This is a genomic window from Roseibium sp. SCP14 (assembly GCF_040329475.1).
Lineage (GTDB): Bacteria > Pseudomonadota > Alphaproteobacteria > Rhizobiales > Stappiaceae > Roseibium.
In genome coordinates this window covers 1030370-1046266 of record NZ_JBDZYH010000002.1, presented here as the reverse complement: position 1 = coordinate 1046266, position 15897 = coordinate 1030370, and the positions used below count along the sequence as shown (strand labels likewise).

The 15897-nt window shown below is 58.6% G+C and carries 12 protein-coding genes; 9 read left to right on the top strand and 3 right to left on the bottom strand.

The window, feature by feature from the left end:
- The first annotated feature begins 47 nt into the window (after positions 1 to 47).
- Positions 48 to 1319: a lytic murein transglycosylase gene (locus tag ABLQ08_RS12080; protein ID WP_352942250.1), complete on the top strand. Its 1272-nt coding sequence runs from the start codon at positions 48 to 50 to the stop codon at positions 1317 to 1319.
- A 36-nt stretch (positions 1320 to 1355) separates the two neighbouring features.
- Positions 1356 to 2549: an SGNH/GDSL hydrolase family protein gene (locus ABLQ08_RS12075; protein ID WP_352942248.1), complete on the top strand. Its 1194-nt coding sequence runs from the start codon at positions 1356 to 1358 to the stop codon at positions 2547 to 2549.
- 88 nt (positions 2550 to 2637) lie between these two features.
- Here ABLQ08_RS12075 and ABLQ08_RS12070 read toward each other — a convergent pair whose 3' ends face one another.
- Together ABLQ08_RS12070 and gltB are read right to left on the bottom strand one after the other, a co-directional pair.
- A complete protein-coding gene (locus tag ABLQ08_RS12070; RefSeq protein WP_352942247.1) occupies positions 2638 to 4068 on the bottom strand; it encodes a glutamate synthase subunit beta in 1431 nt (476 codons plus the stop codon).
- An 85-nt stretch (positions 4069 to 4153) separates the two neighbouring features.
- On the bottom strand, positions 4154 to 8887 hold the full coding sequence (gene gltB, locus ABLQ08_RS12065; RefSeq protein WP_417714910.1) for a glutamate synthase large subunit: 4734 nt from the start codon (positions 8885 to 8887) through the stop codon (positions 4154 to 4156).
- A 609-nt stretch (positions 8888 to 9496) separates the two neighbouring features.
- Between gltB and ABLQ08_RS12060 the strand changes: the two genes are divergently transcribed.
- From ABLQ08_RS12060 to ABLQ08_RS12040, 5 genes are all read left to right on the top strand, one after another.
- Entirely contained in the window at positions 9497 to 9796 is a 300-nt protein-coding gene (locus ABLQ08_RS12060) for a DUF2282 domain-containing protein (RefSeq protein ID WP_352942244.1), read from the top strand.
- Between the two features lie 136 nt (positions 9797 to 9932).
- A complete protein-coding gene (locus ABLQ08_RS12055; RefSeq protein WP_352942611.1) occupies positions 9933 to 10808 on the top strand; it encodes a DUF692 domain-containing protein in 876 nt (291 codons plus the stop codon).
- A 1-nt stretch (position 10809) separates the two neighbouring features.
- Positions 10810 to 11592 (top strand): DNA-binding domain-containing protein, encoded by a 783-nt coding sequence (locus tag ABLQ08_RS12050; RefSeq protein WP_352942242.1) that lies wholly within the window; start codon positions 10810 to 10812, stop codon positions 11590 to 11592.
- A 46-nt stretch (positions 11593 to 11638) separates the two neighbouring features.
- On the top strand, positions 11639 to 12223 hold the full coding sequence (locus tag ABLQ08_RS12045; protein ID WP_352942240.1) for a DoxX family protein: 585 nt from the start codon (positions 11639 to 11641) through the stop codon (positions 12221 to 12223).
- 45 nt (positions 12224 to 12268) lie between these two features.
- Positions 12269 to 13327: a threonine aldolase family protein gene (locus ABLQ08_RS12040; protein WP_352942237.1), complete on the top strand. Its 1059-nt coding sequence runs from the start codon at positions 12269 to 12271 to the stop codon at positions 13325 to 13327.
- Between the two features lie 229 nt (positions 13328 to 13556).
- Here ABLQ08_RS12040 and ABLQ08_RS12035 read toward each other — a convergent pair whose 3' ends face one another.
- Positions 13557 to 14003, bottom strand: coding sequence for an Hsp20 family protein (locus ABLQ08_RS12035; RefSeq protein ID WP_352942235.1), 447 nt, complete (start codon positions 14001 to 14003; stop codon positions 13557 to 13559).
- Between the two features lie 274 nt (positions 14004 to 14277).
- On the opposite strand from ABLQ08_RS12035, the gene ABLQ08_RS12030 reads away from it, so the two are divergent.
- Positions 14278 to 14697 carry a hypothetical protein gene (locus tag ABLQ08_RS12030; protein WP_352942234.1) on the top strand — a complete coding sequence of 140 codons (420 nt, stop codon included), beginning with the start codon at positions 14278 to 14280 and terminating at the stop codon, positions 14695 to 14697.
- 119 nt (positions 14698 to 14816) lie between these two features.
- The gene (locus ABLQ08_RS12025) at positions 14817 to 15890 is read left to right on the top strand and encodes an alpha/beta hydrolase (RefSeq protein ID WP_352942232.1); all 1074 of its coding nucleotides are present in this window, start codon (positions 14817 to 14819) and stop codon (positions 15888 to 15890) included.
- The last annotated feature ends 7 nt before the right edge of the window (positions 15891 to 15897 follow it).

Genomic DNA, 15897 nt, shown 5'->3' with positions numbered 1-15897 from the left:
GGGGTGGGGGCAGATTTTGACACGGACCAGGGCGTAAGGAGGCCCCTATGCGGAGCTTTGGACGGAAAACTGCCAGCGTGATGATTTCGATTTTTCGGAAAAACCGCCAAAAATCGTGGGTGAACGGCCTCTTGGGGCCTGCTCTGTTTTCAACGGGTCTGGTCATTGCGTCCTTGCCGTCTCAGGCGGAGCCGGGATTTGACAGGTTCGTGCGTGATTTCTGGCCAACTGCAAAAGCCTCGGGAATAAGTTCGCAGACCTACAACGCGGTGTTTACCGGCATGAAGCCGGACGATGACACGTTACGGCTGATGAACAAGCAGTCGGAATTTGTAAAGCCGATCTGGGACTATCTGGACAGCGCTGTTTCGGAGGACCGCGTTGAAAAAGGGCGTCGGTTGCTCACGGAATATGGCCCGGTTCTACAGCATATCGAAGCCCGCTACGGCGTCGACCGCGAAGCGGTTCTGGCCATCTGGGGCATGGAGACCAACTACGGTGGCTATATGGGGCGTCACAATGTTGTACAGGCGCTTGCGACCCTGGCCTATGCTGCGCCCCGCCGCAAAAAATTCTGGCAAAAGGAGCTGGTAACCGCTCTTGCAATCGTCCAGGCCGGCCATGTCCGGTTTCAGGACATGGAAGGCTCCTGGGCCGGCGCAATGGGGCACACGCAGTTCATGCCTTCAAGCTGGAAAGCATACGCAGCCGACTACAATGGTGATGGTCGCCGCGATATCTGGACATCTGTTCCCGATGCGCTTGCTTCTACAGCAAACTATCTGAAGAAACATGGTTGGCAGACAGGCAAAACCTGGGGCTACGAAGTCAAGCTTCCGGCTGGGTTTGACTATCAGCTGGCCGACGGTGACACCACGTTGAATCTTGGGCAATGGGCGAAATACGGCGTTCGCCGGTCCAATGGCAAGGGCTATCCACGCCCGTCGGACAAGGCGGTTCTCGTTCTTCCGGCAGGTGCCAGCGGTCCGGCCTTCCTGATGCTGCGCAACTTCTATGTCATCAAACGATATAACAATGCCACGGCCTATGCGCTGGCTGTCGGACATCTGGCGGACCGATTGATCGGTGGCGGTCCGCTGCAAGGCGACTGGTCGCGTGAGCACCTGCCGCTCAGCCGTTCGGAAACTGCCGAACTGCAGACATTGCTCAATCGCAGCGGATTTGCAGTCGGAGCCGCAGATGGGCGGATTGGTCCGGCAACCCGTAAGGGGATTCGGGCATATCAACGCTCCCGCGGGCTTGTCCCCGATGGCTATGCTTCGGTTGTTTTGCTGGCGCATCTGAAGCTTGGCAGCTAAACTGGGCCGATTAGATTTTTCATTCAGGAGCCAGCGGTGAAATTGCGGCCCGCACAAGGCAGAACCGGCGGAGTCGTGAGACTGTTCTCGCGCCTCATTGTTGCTGCTCTGCTTGTATTCATGAGTGAAGGCGTTTCCGATGCCCTGGCGCAGGATGCTTCGGGTGAGGAAATCATTGTTGCTCAAAATGGTCCGCTCCGTGGGTTCAATCCGTTTGCCCCCTTGCAAAGGTTGTTTGGCGGTGGCGGTGGTGGCGGACGGCAGCGCATTCAGAGGCAGCAGCCAACCAAGCAGAAGCGATCGAAGCCAAAGCGGCCTGCGGGAGCTCCGCCGAAATTTGAGGTCCAGCCAAAGGATCCCGATGCCGGACTGGTGCTGGTGGTCGGCGATCGGATGGCCCGTGGTGTTGCTGACGGGCTCAAATTCACGCTTGCGGACAAGCCGCAAATCCGCGTTGAAGCGATAACCCAGGACAAGGCTGGATTTGCGGGAGAAAACGCTCCCGATTGGGCAACGGACGTCCTGTCCAGGATCCGGGGCGCGGATGTCAAAGCCGTTGTCGTCATGATCGGCCGCCGTGATATGGGCAAGGAGTTTCCGGGCGATCCTCCGATCGAGTTCATGACGGACGAGTGGCTGACGGCCTATAGGAAAAAGGTCGATGCGCTCATCCGTGTCGTTCGACAGGAAAAGAAGCCGATTGTCTGGGCCGGTTTGCCGCCGACCAATGATGAACTTGTCAACGGCGACTTCACGCAGCTGAACTCGATCTTTCAGGGATCTGCCGAAGACCGGCGCATTCGCTATGTCGATATCTGGGATATTTTCCTGGCGGAGGACGGCAGTTATTCTTCATTCGGGCCGGATGTGGACGGGAAAAATGCCCGGCTTCGCACGAAGAACCGTATCGGGTTTACCTGGGCGGGCTACCGCAAAGTCGCCTTCTTCGTTGAAAGGGAGTTGTCACGTCTGTTGGGCGGATATGGCGGCTTGGCCTTTGAAGGCGTCGAGGATGATCCGAACTTCATCGTTCTGACCGGACGAACGACTTCTCCGGAAGCCCTGCTTCTTGGTGGTGAGGACGACAAGAAAATCGACGAAAACAGTGCAGCCTATCGTTTCTTCGTAAAAGGCGAAACGCTGCCTCCGATGCCCGGCCGGGTAGACGATCCGCGCATGGCTGTCGAAGGAACATCCGCCCTCGAAACGGAGCACCCAAGCGGCTCTTGAGACCGCGGTGGCAAAGTCTGCAAAGTTGCTGAAAAAACAAAACCCCGCAGGCTAAACCAGCGGGGTTTTTTCGTTTCGTTTATGCGATTTAACGCGGCAGATCAGAAGAACCGGTCAGGAACTCGTCCACGGCGCGTGCGGCCTGACGGCCTTCGCGGATAGCCCAAACGACCAGGGACTGACCCTTGCGTACGTCACCGGCGGCAAAAACCTTGTCCATGCTGGTTTTGTAGTCGTCGGTATTGGCTTTCACATTGGTCCGGCCGTCGAGCTCAAGGGCATCGCCGGCCTGCGCGATATAGGTGTCGAGCAGCGGTCCGGAGAAACCGATCGCAGCGAGAACCAGATCGGCCCGCAGGATGAATTCAGTGCCTTCGATCGGACGGCGCTTTTCATCAACACGGGCGCATTTGACGCCGGTGACTGTGCCGTCCTCGCCAACCAGAGCGAGGGTCGCTGCGGAAAATTCGCGTTCTGCACCTTCCGCCTGCGAAGACGATGTGCGGAACTTGGTCGGCCAGTAGGGCCAGACCGTCATTTTGTCTTCCTTGAGCGGCGGGATCGGCCGGATGTCCAGCTGTGTCACGGACAGGGCGCCCTGGCGGAATGCAGTGCCGACACAGTCCGATGCAGTATCGCCGCCGCCAATGACGACGACATGCTTGCCGCCTGCCCAGATCGGTGCCTCGTCGTCAACCGGCTCACCGCCGACGCGGCGATTCTGCTGAACCAGGTAAGGCATCGCCCAATGACAGCCTTCCAGTTCCATGCCGCCAACGCCCGGGTCGCGCGGGCGCTCGGCGCCGGCGCACAGGATCACCGCATCGTGACGTGCTGCAAGTTCCTCGAGGCTGACCGTGACGCCTACATTGACACCGTAATGGAAGGTCACTCCTTCCGCTTCCAGCTGCTGGACGCGGCGGTCGATATAGTGCTTTTCCATCTTGAAGTCGGGGATGCCGTAACGCAGCAGGCCACCGGCCTTGGGTTCGCGCTCGTAAAGGTGAACCGTGTGACCTGCGCGGGCAAGCTGCTGGGCAGCTGCCAGACCTGCCGGACCGGAGCCGATGATTGCAACGGCTTTACCGGTCTTCGTGGCTGAAGGTTCTGGAACAATCCAGCCCGCTTCCCAACCCTTGTCGGCGATTGCCTGTTCGACTGTCTTGATGTTGACCGGAATGTCTTCAAGGTTGAGCGTGCAGGCCTCTTCACACGGAGCCGGGCAGATGCGACCGGTAAATTCCGGGAAGTTGTTGGTGGAATGGAGATTGCGCAACGCCACGTCCCAGTCCCCCTGGTAGACGAGATCGTTCCAGTCCGGAATCTGGTTGTTGACCGGACAACCGGTCGGTCCGTGACAGAAGGGAATGCCGCAATCCATGCAACGCGCTGCCTGATTGACGACTTCCTGCTCGTTCAGGGGAATGGTGAATTCACGAAAATGACGAATGCGGTCGGATGCAGGCTGATACTTTTGTTCCTGCCGATCGATTTCCAGAAAACCGGTTACCTTGCCCAAGGTGACCTCCTCAAACTGTATGCGTTCTCAAGGTGGCTGCAATCGGCCGCTGTGCGGCCGAGAGCCATTTCGTTCAGTTGGCCGGTTACTCGGCTGCGACCATGCCCAGGCGCTGCTCTTCCATTTCTCTGAGCGCGCGGCGGTACTCGACCGGCATGACCTTGACGAATTTCGGACGGTAGGTTGCCCAGTTGTCCAGAATTGCCTGTGCCTTGGTTGAGCCCGTCAGTTCCACATGCTTGGTCAGCATCTGGCGCAGACGCTCATCGTCGTGGCGGGTCATGTCGCAAGAAAGGTCCACACGGCCTTTGTGCTCGATATCGCCACCATGGTGATGCAGCTTTTCCAGAAGATCGTCTTCTTCCGTCACCGGTTCCAGGTCGACCATCGCAAGGTTGCAACGGGAACCGAAGGAACCGTCTTCGTCCAGTACGTAGGCGATGCCGCCGGACATGCCGGCAGCGAAGTTGCGTCCGGTCTGACCGATGACGACGACAACACCGCCGGTCATGTATTCGCAGCCGTGATCGCCGACACCTTCAACGACCGCCGTTGCACCGGAGTTGCGAACGGCAAAGCGCTCACCCGCAACACCGCGGAAATAGCATTCGCCTTCCGTCGCACCATAAAGCACGGTGTTGCCGACGATGATGGAGTCTTCCGCAACAATTCGGGTGTTTTCCGGCGGTCGGACGATGAGCTTGCCGCCCGCAAGGCCCTTGCCGACATAGTCGTTGGCATCGCCGACAAGATCGATGGTGACACCGCGGGAAACGAACGCGCCAAATGCCTGGCCCGCTGTGCCCTTGAGATTGATCTTCAGCGTGTCCGCGTGCTTGAGGCCCTTGTTGCCATAGCGTTTTGCAATCTCGCCGGAAAGCATGGCACCGACCGAACGGTCGACGGAACAGATGGTCTCGTCGACCACTGTCGGCTCCTTGCTGTCCAGCGCCGGTTTGGCGGCAGCGATCAGGCGACGGTCGAGAATGTCGACAATCGGATGCTCCTGGCGGGCCGTCCAGCGGGTTTCCTCTTCGGCAGCTTCCGGCTGGAAGAAGATCCGCGAGAAATCGAGACCCTGTGCCTTCCAGTGTCTGATTGCCTCGTCCTTGTCGAGATAATCAGACCGGCCGATGAGGTTGTCCAGCTTCTCAACGCCAAGTTCCGCCATCAGTTCGCGTACTTCCTCTGCAACATAGAAGAAGTAGTTGATGACATGTTCCGGGGCACCCTTGAACCGCTTGCGCAGAACCGGATCCTGGGTCGCGATGCCTACCGGGCAGGTGTTGAGATGACACTTGCGCATCATCAGGCAGCCGGCGGCGATCAATGGTGCGGTCGAGAAGCCGAATTCGTCTGCTCCGAGCAGAGCGCCGACGATGACGTCGCGGCCGGTCCGGAGACCACCGTCGACCTGAAGCGCGATGCGCGAACGCAGGCCATTCAGAACCAGGGTCTGCTGGGTTTCGGCAAGGCCGATTTCCCAGGGGCTACCGGCATGCTTGATGGAAGTGAGCGGGGATGCGCCCGTGCCGCCATCGTAGCCGGAAATGGTGATGTGGTCCGCGCGTGCCTTGGCGACACCGGCGGCAACCGTTCCCACACCGACCTCCGACACCAGCTTGACCGAAATGTCAGCTTCCGGGTTGACGTTTTTCAGGTCGTAGATGAGCTGCGCCAGATCCTCGATCGAGTAGATGTCGTGGTGCGGCGGTGGAGAAATCAGGCCGACACCAGGAGTGGAGTGACGCACCTTCGCGATCACGGCGTCCACCTTGTGACCCGGCAGCTGGCCGCCCTCACCCGGCTTGGCCCCCTGGGCGACTTTAATCTGGATCATGTCCGAATTGACCAGATATTCTGTGGTCACACCGAAACGGCCGGAAGCAACCTGCTTGATGGCAGAACGCCGCGGGTTCATCGAGCCGTCCGGCAGCGGGTTGAAACGCTCCGGTTCCTCACCGCCTTCACCGGTGTTGGACTTGCCGCCGATCTGATTCATTGCGATGGCGAGCGTTGTATGCGCTTCGCGGGAAATGGACCCGAACGACATGGCGCCGGTCACGAAACGCTTGACGATGTTTTCTGCCGGTTCCACCCGATCAAGATCAATGGAAGTCCGGCCGATTTCGTCTGCGCTCTTGATGCGGAACAGGCCACGGATGGCGAAGCGTCCGCTTTCTTCGTTCACTTCCTTCGCGAATGCCCGGTACATGTCCGGCAGGTTGGCCCGGACCGCATGTTGCAGCGTGGCGATGGAATCCGGGGTCCACATATGGCTCTCGCCGCGGGTCCGGTAGGCATATTCGCCGCCGACCTCGAGCGACCGGCGCAGGATCGCCACGTCGCCGAACGCTTCTGCATGACGGAGTACGGTCTCTTCGGACACTTCCGACAGGCCAATGCCCTCGATCATGGTCGCGGTGCCGAAGAAGTACTTCTTCACAAACTCGGAAGACAGGCCGACCGCGTCGAAGATCTGTGCGCCGCAATAGGACTGGTAGGTCGAGATGCCCATCTTGGACATGACCTTCAGGATGCCCTTGTCGATGGACTTGATGTAGCGCTCGACAACTTCGTACTGGTCCACTTCCTCCGGGAAGTCCATTTCCATATGCATGGAAAGAAGCGTCTCGAAGGCGAGATACGGGTTGATCGCTTCCGCACCGAAACCGGCCAGGACGCAGAAGTGATGGACTTCACGGGCTTCACCGGTTTCGACAACCAGTCCGACGGAAGTCCGCAGTCCCTTGCGGATCAGGTGATGGTGCACGGCCGCGGTTGCCAGCAGTGCCGGGATCGCGATCCGGGAGCGGCTGATCAGGCGGTCGGACAGGATAATGATGTTGTAACCGTCGCGAACCGCCTTCTCGGCGCGCTCGCACAGTTTCTCCAGGGCGCCGTCCATGCCTTCGGCGCCCTTCTCGGAGTTGTAGGTGATGTCCAGCGTTTTCGCGGAGAACTGGTTGTCGGCGATGTCACCGATCGCGCGGATCTTCTCCAGGTCCTCGTTGGTCAGGATCGGCTGGCGAACCTCAAGGCGCTTGGATGTCGAGAGACCTTCCAGGTCGAAGATGTTCGGGCGCGGGCCGATGAAGGAGACAAGGCTCATCACAAGCTCTTCGCGAATCGGGTCGATCGGCGGGTTGGTAACCTGGGCGAAGTTCTGCTTGAAATACGTATAAAGCAGCTTCGACTTGTCGGAGAGAGCCGAAATCGGCGTGTCCGTGCCCATGGAGCCGATGGCTTCCTGACCGACGGTCGCCATCGGGGTCATCAGGAGCTTGATGTCTTCCTGCGTGTAGCCGAAGGCCTGTTGACGGTCGAGCAGGCTTTCGCCGGCAACCGGGGCCCGCTGGCGCACGCCCGGAAGGTCTTCCAGAACGATCTGCGAGCGATGCAGCCAGTCCTTGTAGGGATTGGCGGTCGACAGCTGGCGCTTGATCTCGTCGTCGGAAACGATGCGGCCTTCTTCAAGGTCGATGAGCAGCATCTTGCCAGGCTGCAGCCGCCATTTCTGAACGACGCGCTCTTCTTCGACCGGCAGAACACCAACTTCGGAAGACATGATGACGAAATCGTCGTCAGTGACGATATAGCGTGCCGGACGCAGGCCATTCCGGTCGAGGGTCGCACCGATCTGGCGGCCATCGGTAAACGCAACGGCGGCCGGGCCGTCCCACGGCTCCATCAGGGCCGCGTGATATTCGTAGAAAGCGCGGCGGTTGTCGTCCATCAGCGGGTTGCCGGCCCAGGCTTCCGGGATCAGCATCATCGCTGCATGGGCGAGCGAGTAGCCGCCCATGGTCAGGAACTCCAGGGCATTGTCGAAACAGGCCGTGTCCGACTGTCCCTCGTAGGAGATCGGCCAGAGCTTGGAGATGTCGTCGCCAAGCAGTGCCGAGGAGACCGACGCCTGGCGCGCGGCCATCCAGTTGACGTTGCCGCGCAGCGTATTGATCTCACCGTTATGGGCGACCATGCGGTACGGGTGCGACAAGTCCCAGGACGGGAACGTGTTGGTTGAAAAGCGCTGGTGAACCAGTGCAAGCGCGGAGGTGAAGCGCTCGTCCTTCAGGTCGCCGTAATAGGCGCCGAGCTGATAGGCCAGGAACATGCCCTTGTAGACGATCGTGCGGCTGGACAGCGAAACGATGTAGAAGCCCTTTTCGACCGCATCGGACTCCGCGCGCACGGTGTTGGAAATCACCTTGCGCAATACATAAAGACGGCGTTCGAACGCGTCCTGGTCTTCACTGCTGGAACGCTTGATGAACACCTGGCGAGAAACCGGTTCGGTTGCCGCGATGTCGGGTGCCTTTGACAGCGATGAGTTGTCGACAGGCACATCACGCCACCCGATCAGTTCCTGACCTTCGGCATTGATGACACGCTCGACGATTTCCTCACACTTGGCACGCAGGGCGTCGTCCTGCGGCATGAAGATAAAGCCGACGCCGTAGTCGCCGAAGTCCGGCAGTGCGGAGCCGGCCTTTTCCATCTCTTCCTTGAAGAAGACATGCGGAATCTGCGCCAGCATGCCGGCGCCGTCGCCCATGAGCGGGTCCGCGCCAACTGCGCCGCGGTGGGTCAGGTTTTCCAGAACCTGCAGGCCATCGGCAATAATCTTGTGGGACTTTTCGCCCTTCATGTGGGCGACAAAGCCCACGCCACAGGCATCGTGTTCGCGCGACGGATTGTAGAGCCCTTTGTCGGCGGCCGTGCCCAGTCGTTCGGCAAGTGTGGCGGTTGCTGTGGTTTTCGTGTCCACGCCTCCGGCTTGCATGGCTGTGCTGGTCGTCAGCTCTCTCTTCGTCATATGCGCCCTCACTGTTAACCCCAGTGGTACCGTGGCTCGAAGCGTCCGGTTTCGTTCGGGTCGCATTCCATCAAGAATGCGGCTCGGCGAACCCTGGCTTACCTGCCCCGGCTCTGTTGTGTATTTACCGCGCCGGTCCATCAAAACAAACCGCCGCATTGACGCAGCGGACTGCCCGCTGCCGAAACATTCCGTTTCGCTTCGTCGCGGATCCTCCCTCGAATCCGCTGACTGGTCGGCCTGATCGCTGCTTCAGACGCTGCAGTATAGATCGAGTTGCAGCTCACAGCAATTGGGACAGCATCCCTGTCCTATTCCAGGCGGCGCGAACATGACAGATTTCGCCGCCATGAGCAAGTGTGTTTTCGTGCGGGCGCAGTATAATTGTTTCGCCCAAAAAGTTCCAATCGTCCGGAAAGGTCGATTCCGGAAGGATTTGGGCAAGATTCTTTCGTTTGTCAGAAAATGTTAAATGGTTGCTCGCAAAAGGGTCACAGGCGTTTGATTTCCTATTTATCGCCAATATGCTCATTTACGTGCTGCGCCTTCGCTGCACCGATTAGAGCGTCGGCCCGTATTTGAATAAAAGTTCGATCAGAGGAGTACGAAATGAAGAATAAGGCCATGTCTGCAGCGATCGTTGCTGGTGCTGTCGCAACCGCGATTGCAGGTCTGTCCACCACCGTGCCCGCGCACGCACAAGCCAAGGAAAAGTGCTACGGCGTGTCCCTGAAAGGCCAGAACGACTGTAAAGCTGGTGCGGGAACCACTTGTGCAGGCACTTCTACTGTCGACTACCAGGGCAATGCCTGGACCCTGGTTCCGAAAGGCACTTGCACCACCATGGAAGTGCCGGGTGGCCGTCACGGCTCCCTGACCGAACTCGATCGCGACTTGCCGGAAGCGTAAAGCTTTCAATGAACGCCGCTGCGCGAGCGGCCGTTATCTTCAGGCAGGCGGTTTGATATCGCCTGCCTGACAAGACTTCTCTCCAATGTGGACCCCACCCAAACTGGAGCACATCATGTCACCTGCAAGCCCTCCCATGGACCAAAAACGCATTGATGCCACGGTCCCGGCCCGCGCCGGAGCAGGGCTCAAGCCGGAGCATGTTGCCGAAATTCTGGAAAGTGCCGCGGATATCGGCTTTTTCGAGGTTCACGCGGAAAACTACATGGGGGCGGGCGGCCCGCCTCATCGGCAGCTGGAAGCGGTCCGCGAGAAGTATCCGCTTTCGCTCCATGGTGTCGGTCTGTCCATCGGTGGTGAAAATCCGCTGGACAAGGATCACCTGAACAGGCTGGCGCTGCTGAACAAGCGCTACGAACCGGGGCTGTTTTCAGAGCATCTGGCGTGGTCGACTCATGACACGACCTATTACAACGACCTTCTGCCGGTACCGTACAATCAGGTGACGCTGGATCGTGTTTGCGATCATATCGACGAAGTGCAGGAAACAGTCGGGCGCAAGATGCTGCTTGAAAATCCTTCCACTTACGTTGCCTTTGAACAGAGCACGATGGGAGAGCTGGACTTCCTCAAGGAGATTGTGCGCCGCACAGGCTGCGGCCTCCTGCTTGACGTCAACAACGTTCATGTGTCGTGCACCAATCACGCGCGGTCTGCCGAAACTTATCTCGCCGAATTTCCGATGGAGGAAGTCGGTGAAATTCACCTTGGCGGACATGCTCCGGACAAGGATGACGCTGGCCGGCCATTGTTGATCGATGCACATGACCGGGAAGTCGATGATGTTGTCTGGGCGCTCTATGAAAGTGTGATTCGACGGACAGGCGCCTTGCCGACGCTGGTGGAATGGGACAATGACATTCCTGCCTGGCCGGTTTTGCTGAGCGAGGCGGAGGCGGCTGAGCGGATCCTTGCCGGTGCCGCCGCACCTGACCTGAAGCGTGCGGTCTGAAATGAGCAGGCAGGACTCAACGCCCCAATTCGGTACGGGCGACTTTGGCGAGGCCCTCTGGGACCCGGATGGCGGCGCTCCGGCCGGTATCATCGGACCTGATGGACAAGAGGCGCCGAAACGGTTCAACGTCTACCGTAACAATGTGATTGTCAGTCTCACGGAAGCGATCGGCCAAAACTATCCGGCAATCATGAATCTGCTGGGCGAAGAGTATTTCAACGCTCTGGCCCGAGCATTCGTGATCCAGCACCCGCCAAAATCTCCGGTTCTCATCTGGTATGGCGGTGAGTTTGCCGACTTCATCGAAGCCTTTCCGCCACTTGCGGCCTATCCCTATCTTGCGGATGTCGCCCGGCTGGAATGGGCATGGCTGCAAGCCCACCATGCGGCTGATGTGACGCCTCTTGATCCGGCAGCCTTGAGTGCGCTGCCTGCCGATGACATCGGAGCTGCCCAATTCACAAGACACCCTGCTGCCAGCCTGATCGCCTCCAAATGGCCGGTCTGGGACCTAGTGCGGGCAAACAGGTTCGATCCCGAAGCAGTCGAAGGGATTGATCTGAACATATCTCAGTCCGTGCTGATCACTCGTCCCGAGCTTGATGTGGGGCTCGTTTTGCTTCGGCCCGGCGGAGATGTGTTCGTGATGTCTCTTCTTGACGGAGCGCCGCTTGGTGAAGCCGCGGCGCGCGCGCAGTCGGAAGAGGTCGAATTTTCATTGTCCGACTGTTTGTCGGATGTTCTTTCAAATGGCGTTTTTTCCGACCTCCAGGCACCATGAACAATCAACGGCCTGAGGATCCTGCAGGAAAGGGAAGGGGGAATTAATGGGTGCTCTTATCGGGTTTTTTGTCCGGTTGTACACGATGGTGTTCGGAGCGTTGGAGCGGCTGACAAACGGCTGGTTTCTCGGGCTGGCAGCCCGCTTTATTTTTGCAGCGGTTCTGCTTCAGTTCTTCCTGAATTCGGCGATGACCAAAATCGGCGGCAGCGTCATGAACATCTTCACGCCGACCGCCGGTGCCTATGCGCAAATGTTCCCGCAGCTGATGGAACAGGTAAGCTACGACACCAGTCAGATCGCCTTCTTCCCGTATGGTCTACTGGTGCTGCTTGGCACCTGGGGTGAATTCATTCTCCCGGTTATGGTCGTGCTCGGCCTGTTCACGCGATTTGCAAGTGTCGGCATGATCATCTTCATCATCGTCATGTCGTACGTGGACATCTACGGTCACGGCGCCGATGCCAAGACCATCGGTGCCCTGTTCGACGGCGAGCCCTATGCGATTATTTCCGACGACCGGCTCCTGTGGATTTTCCTCTTGCTGGTGCCGACATTGAAGGGACCAGGCGTGATCTCGCTGGATTGGCTGCTCGGGTCCTACTACCGCAAGCGGGAAATGTATTACTAGGAAATTTGTGTTGCCGGTTGTCCGGGCAAGTGCTTAAACCGGCACATGAATTTTGCAAGCGACAATTGGGCGGGTGCGGCTCCGGCGGTGATGTCGGCGCTGTCCCGCCATAATTCGGGATTTTCTCCCGCCTATGGCACGGACCCTCTGACGGACAACGTGTGCCGGAAGTTCAATGACATCTTCGAGCGGGAAGTCGCGGTGTTTTTCGTTGCGACCGGTACCGCTGCCAATGCGCTGTCGCTTGCCGCCTATTCAAAGCCGGGCGGCGCGATTTTCTGCCATCGCGACAGTCACATCCAGATGGATGAGTGCAATTGCCCTGAATTCATGACGAGCGGCGGCAAGCTCGTCAGCGTTTCAAGTGGTGACGGCAAGTTCACGGCGGACGCGCTGCAGGAGGCCATGGCCGGTTTTCCTGAAGGCGTGGTGCATCAGGGGCAGGTTGCGTCCGTTTCCATCAGCCAGGCGACGGAAAGTGGAACCGTCTACACGCCTGAAGAAATTGCGGCAATCAGCGACGTTGCCAAATCCCGTTCCGTGCCGCTTCACATGGACGGCGCCCGCTTCGCCAACGCCCTCGTCACGCTGGGCTGCACTTCGGCGGAAATGACCTGGAAATCGGGCGTTGATGTCCTGTCTTTCGGAGCAACTAAAAACGGGTGCTGGTGCGCTGAAGCCGTTGTGTTCTTCGACCTTGAGGCCGCTAGGGGGTTCGAGTATTTCCGCAAACGCGGCGGTCACCTCTTTTCAAAGAGCAGGTTTGTCGCTGCTCAGTTCGACGGCTATTTCGAAAATGACAATTGGCTGGAAACGGCAGGTCATGCGAACAACATGGCTTCAAGGTTGGCGGCAGGCATTCTGGCGCAAGGTGGCAGGACCGCGTGGGCCGTGGAAGCGAATGAGTTGTTTCCAATCGTGAAACGCAGCCAGTTCGAGAAGCTGGAAGCTGCGGGAGCAAAACTCTACGAGTGGCCGGCGAAGGATCTGACACCCAATATCGCGCCTGCAGAAGATGAAGTCTGTCTTCGAATGGTAACGAGTTTCGCGACGAGCGAGGCGGACGTGGAAACGTTCCTGAAGGTGCTATCCGACGAGGAGTAAAGGGCGAAAACCCTCGACTTCCGTGGTCAGTCCAATTGCGGGAAAGCGGAGTTTCGGAGCTGGATAGTCCTTGGAGGCCCAGGGCGAAATGCAGTTGACGAAAATGCGTCCGTCTTCCCGTCTTCAGCTGGGATGACACTGTTCAATACGGTTTGACGCGGCGCAACGCAAAAAGGCGCCTGGTTGCCCAGGCGCCTCATGCATAACCCGCCGCGTGAGCGGCTTCAGATTAGTGAGCAGTCGATTCGATCCGCTTGGATCCGCCAGATGTGATTTCAATCTTGCGCGGCTTCATGGCTTCGGGGATTTCCCGCACGAGGTCGACGTGCAGCAGGCCGTTTTCAAGGCTGGCACCATCTACGCGAACGTGTTCGGCAATCTGGAAGCGACGCTCGAATGTGCGCGCTGCGATGCCGCGGTATAGAACTTCCCGATCGGAATCTTCTTCGGCTTTCTCGCCCTTGATGGTGAGAACGTGCTCTTTGGCTTCTACCGACAGTTCGGCGTCGGTGAAACCGGCAACCGCCATTGTGATCCGGTAGGCGTTCTCGCCAGTCCGTTCAATGTTGTAAGGCGGATAGCTCGGGGTGTCGCTGCCGGCTGTGTCCAGCATCGAGAAAAGGCGGTCAAACCCGACGGTAGACCGGTAAAGCGGAGAAAAGTCCAAGTGACGCATGATTCTGTCCTCTCTTTGAGCAACTGATACTTCACTGTTTATGTGATCCTGATCCCCCAGCATTGGCGGGACAGGGGTTTGTTGCAGACCCGTTTTGGCGCCTACATGAAGACAGATGGGAACTTCGTTTTTCCTTTTCAAGAGGCGGCATTTTTCGCTGTTTCGGCTCAGATGAACGCTGGATGAACAGGTCCTTCCACCCGCGTTCAACCGGGGTCGTGCATCTTCTGATCAACGTCAGTGAAGCGCTGGCGGCAAGATCAGGAGAACTCAAATGTTTGCAAAGGCTTCTAAACTTTCTGCCCCTGTCGCCGGTGCCATTTTGCTGGCTTCCCTATGCTTCGCTCCCGTCGCTTCGGCCGCACCGTTTCAGGTTGACCGGTCGTTTCAACCGGTAAACTCCGAGCGCGTCATCAAGGTCGATCATCGCTGGGGGCCTGGCCGCCACGGCGGCGGTTGGAACAACGGGCGCGGCTGGGGATATCGCGAACTGGGTCCGAGACAAATTCGCCGCAGCCTGCGTCATCGCGGCTTCTATCGCATCAAGATCCTGGATCGCCGGGGGCCGATGTATATCGTCAAAGCGATTGGCTGGCGTGGAATGCCGATGCGGCTGGTCGTTGATTCCAGAACCGCCGACATCGTTCGCAGCCGTCCTGCCGGACACCGCAAACACTGGCAGTACCGCTGGTAACTTCACCAGGGATCACATTCTTTTCAAGGCCGGTGCCCGCAGGTGCCGGCCTGAAGTTTGTTGTCGCTCCGGCACAAGCCCGCTATCACTGATAAGAACCCTTCGTGAATCGGAATGCCATGAGCCTTATCGACCATCCAGACAATCCCATACCGGACGGTGCAGAATCCGGGTTTGTGATGACGCCTGACAAGGTCAAGATCCGCTATGCGCACTGGCATGCTGCCGGGAAGCAGCGGCGTGGTACCGTGACGCTGCTGCAGGGACGTGCAGAGTTCATAGAAAAGTACTTCGAGGTGATCGAGGACTTGCGCTCGCGCGGGTTTGCCGTTGTGACCTTCGATTGGCGCGGGCAGGGAGGATCGCAGCGTTTGACGCGCAATCCCAGACGCGGTCATGTGTCGAGTTTCAAAAAGTTTCGGATAGACCTACGGACCATACTTAAGCAGGTCTCCCTGGCGACTTATCCCGGGCCGCATTTCGCACTGGCTCATTCAACAGGGGGGCTTGTACTTCTGTCCGATACCGAGCGGCTCCGGACGATGCTGGACCGGGCCGTCATAACCGCGCCGTTGCTGGGATTGCCTTCCGGCGCATGGACGCCGGATTTTGCCGCTGCGTGGCGATGGTGCCTGAGGAAGATCAGTTTCGGCCTTCTGGGACGCCCTCCCTTGAAGGCGACAGCTCCGAAGACCTCAGCATTTGTCGAAAAGGTCGGATTTCCCCTCGCAAGGTTGTTTTCCTGGACCGGATTTGGCCGGGTCTTCGTGCCAGGCGGAAACGGAGAAATACTCGTGCCCTTCGAGACCAATCGTCAGACGTCCGACAAGGTCCGGTTCGAGCGGTTCAACGAAGTGCTGAAAGCAGCACCGGAGCTGGGGATCGGCGCCCCCACCATGGGATGGGTCAATGCTGCGGCAAGGACAATTCTGCCTCTGCGCAAACGAAATGCCGGGCCAAACCTGAAGCTTCCCTGTCTGGTGCTTGCCGCTGGCAATGACAAGGTTGTTTCGACGCCGGCTGTCGAGGATTTCGTCTCGCGCACAAAAGCCGCCGCCTATGTGGAGATTCCAGGCGCCGCACACGAACTGATGATGGAACGCGATGTGTTCCGCGATCAGTTCTGGGCTGCATTCGATGCTTTCATACCTGGTTTGGAAGCCGAGCAAGAGCTGAAACGCGCGCTGCAGTGAAGCAGCT

What these genes read in the sequence shown, in the direction of transcription:
- ABLQ08_RS12080 (WP_352942250.1), top strand. Translation starts at nt 48, where the DNA reads ATGCGGAGCTTTGGACGGAAAACTGCCAGCGTGATGATTTCGATTTTT.
- ABLQ08_RS12050 (WP_352942242.1), top strand. Translation starts at nt 10,810, where the DNA reads ATGAGCAGGCAGGACTCAACGCCCCAATTCGGTACGGGCGACTTTGGC.
- gltB (WP_417714910.1), bottom strand. Translation starts at nt 8,887, where the DNA reads ATGACGAAGAGAGAGCTGACGACCAGCACAGCCATGCAAGCCGGAGGC.
- ABLQ08_RS12060 (WP_352942244.1), top strand. Translation starts at nt 9,497, where the DNA reads ATGAAGAATAAGGCCATGTCTGCAGCGATCGTTGCTGGTGCTGTCGCA.
- ABLQ08_RS12040 (WP_352942237.1), top strand. Translation starts at nt 12,269, where the DNA reads ATGAATTTTGCAAGCGACAATTGGGCGGGTGCGGCTCCGGCGGTGATG.
- ABLQ08_RS12035 (WP_352942235.1), bottom strand. Translation starts at nt 14,003, where the DNA reads ATGCGTCACTTGGACTTTTCTCCGCTTTACCGGTCTACCGTCGGGTTT.
- ABLQ08_RS12030 (WP_352942234.1), top strand. Translation starts at nt 14,278, where the DNA reads ATGTTTGCAAAGGCTTCTAAACTTTCTGCCCCTGTCGCCGGTGCCATT.
- ABLQ08_RS12055 (WP_352942611.1), top strand. Translation starts at nt 9,933, where the DNA reads ATGGACCAAAAACGCATTGATGCCACGGTCCCGGCCCGCGCCGGAGCA.
- ABLQ08_RS12025 (WP_352942232.1), top strand. Translation starts at nt 14,817, where the DNA reads ATGAGCCTTATCGACCATCCAGACAATCCCATACCGGACGGTGCAGAA.
- ABLQ08_RS12045 (WP_352942240.1), top strand. Translation starts at nt 11,639, where the DNA reads ATGGGTGCTCTTATCGGGTTTTTTGTCCGGTTGTACACGATGGTGTTC.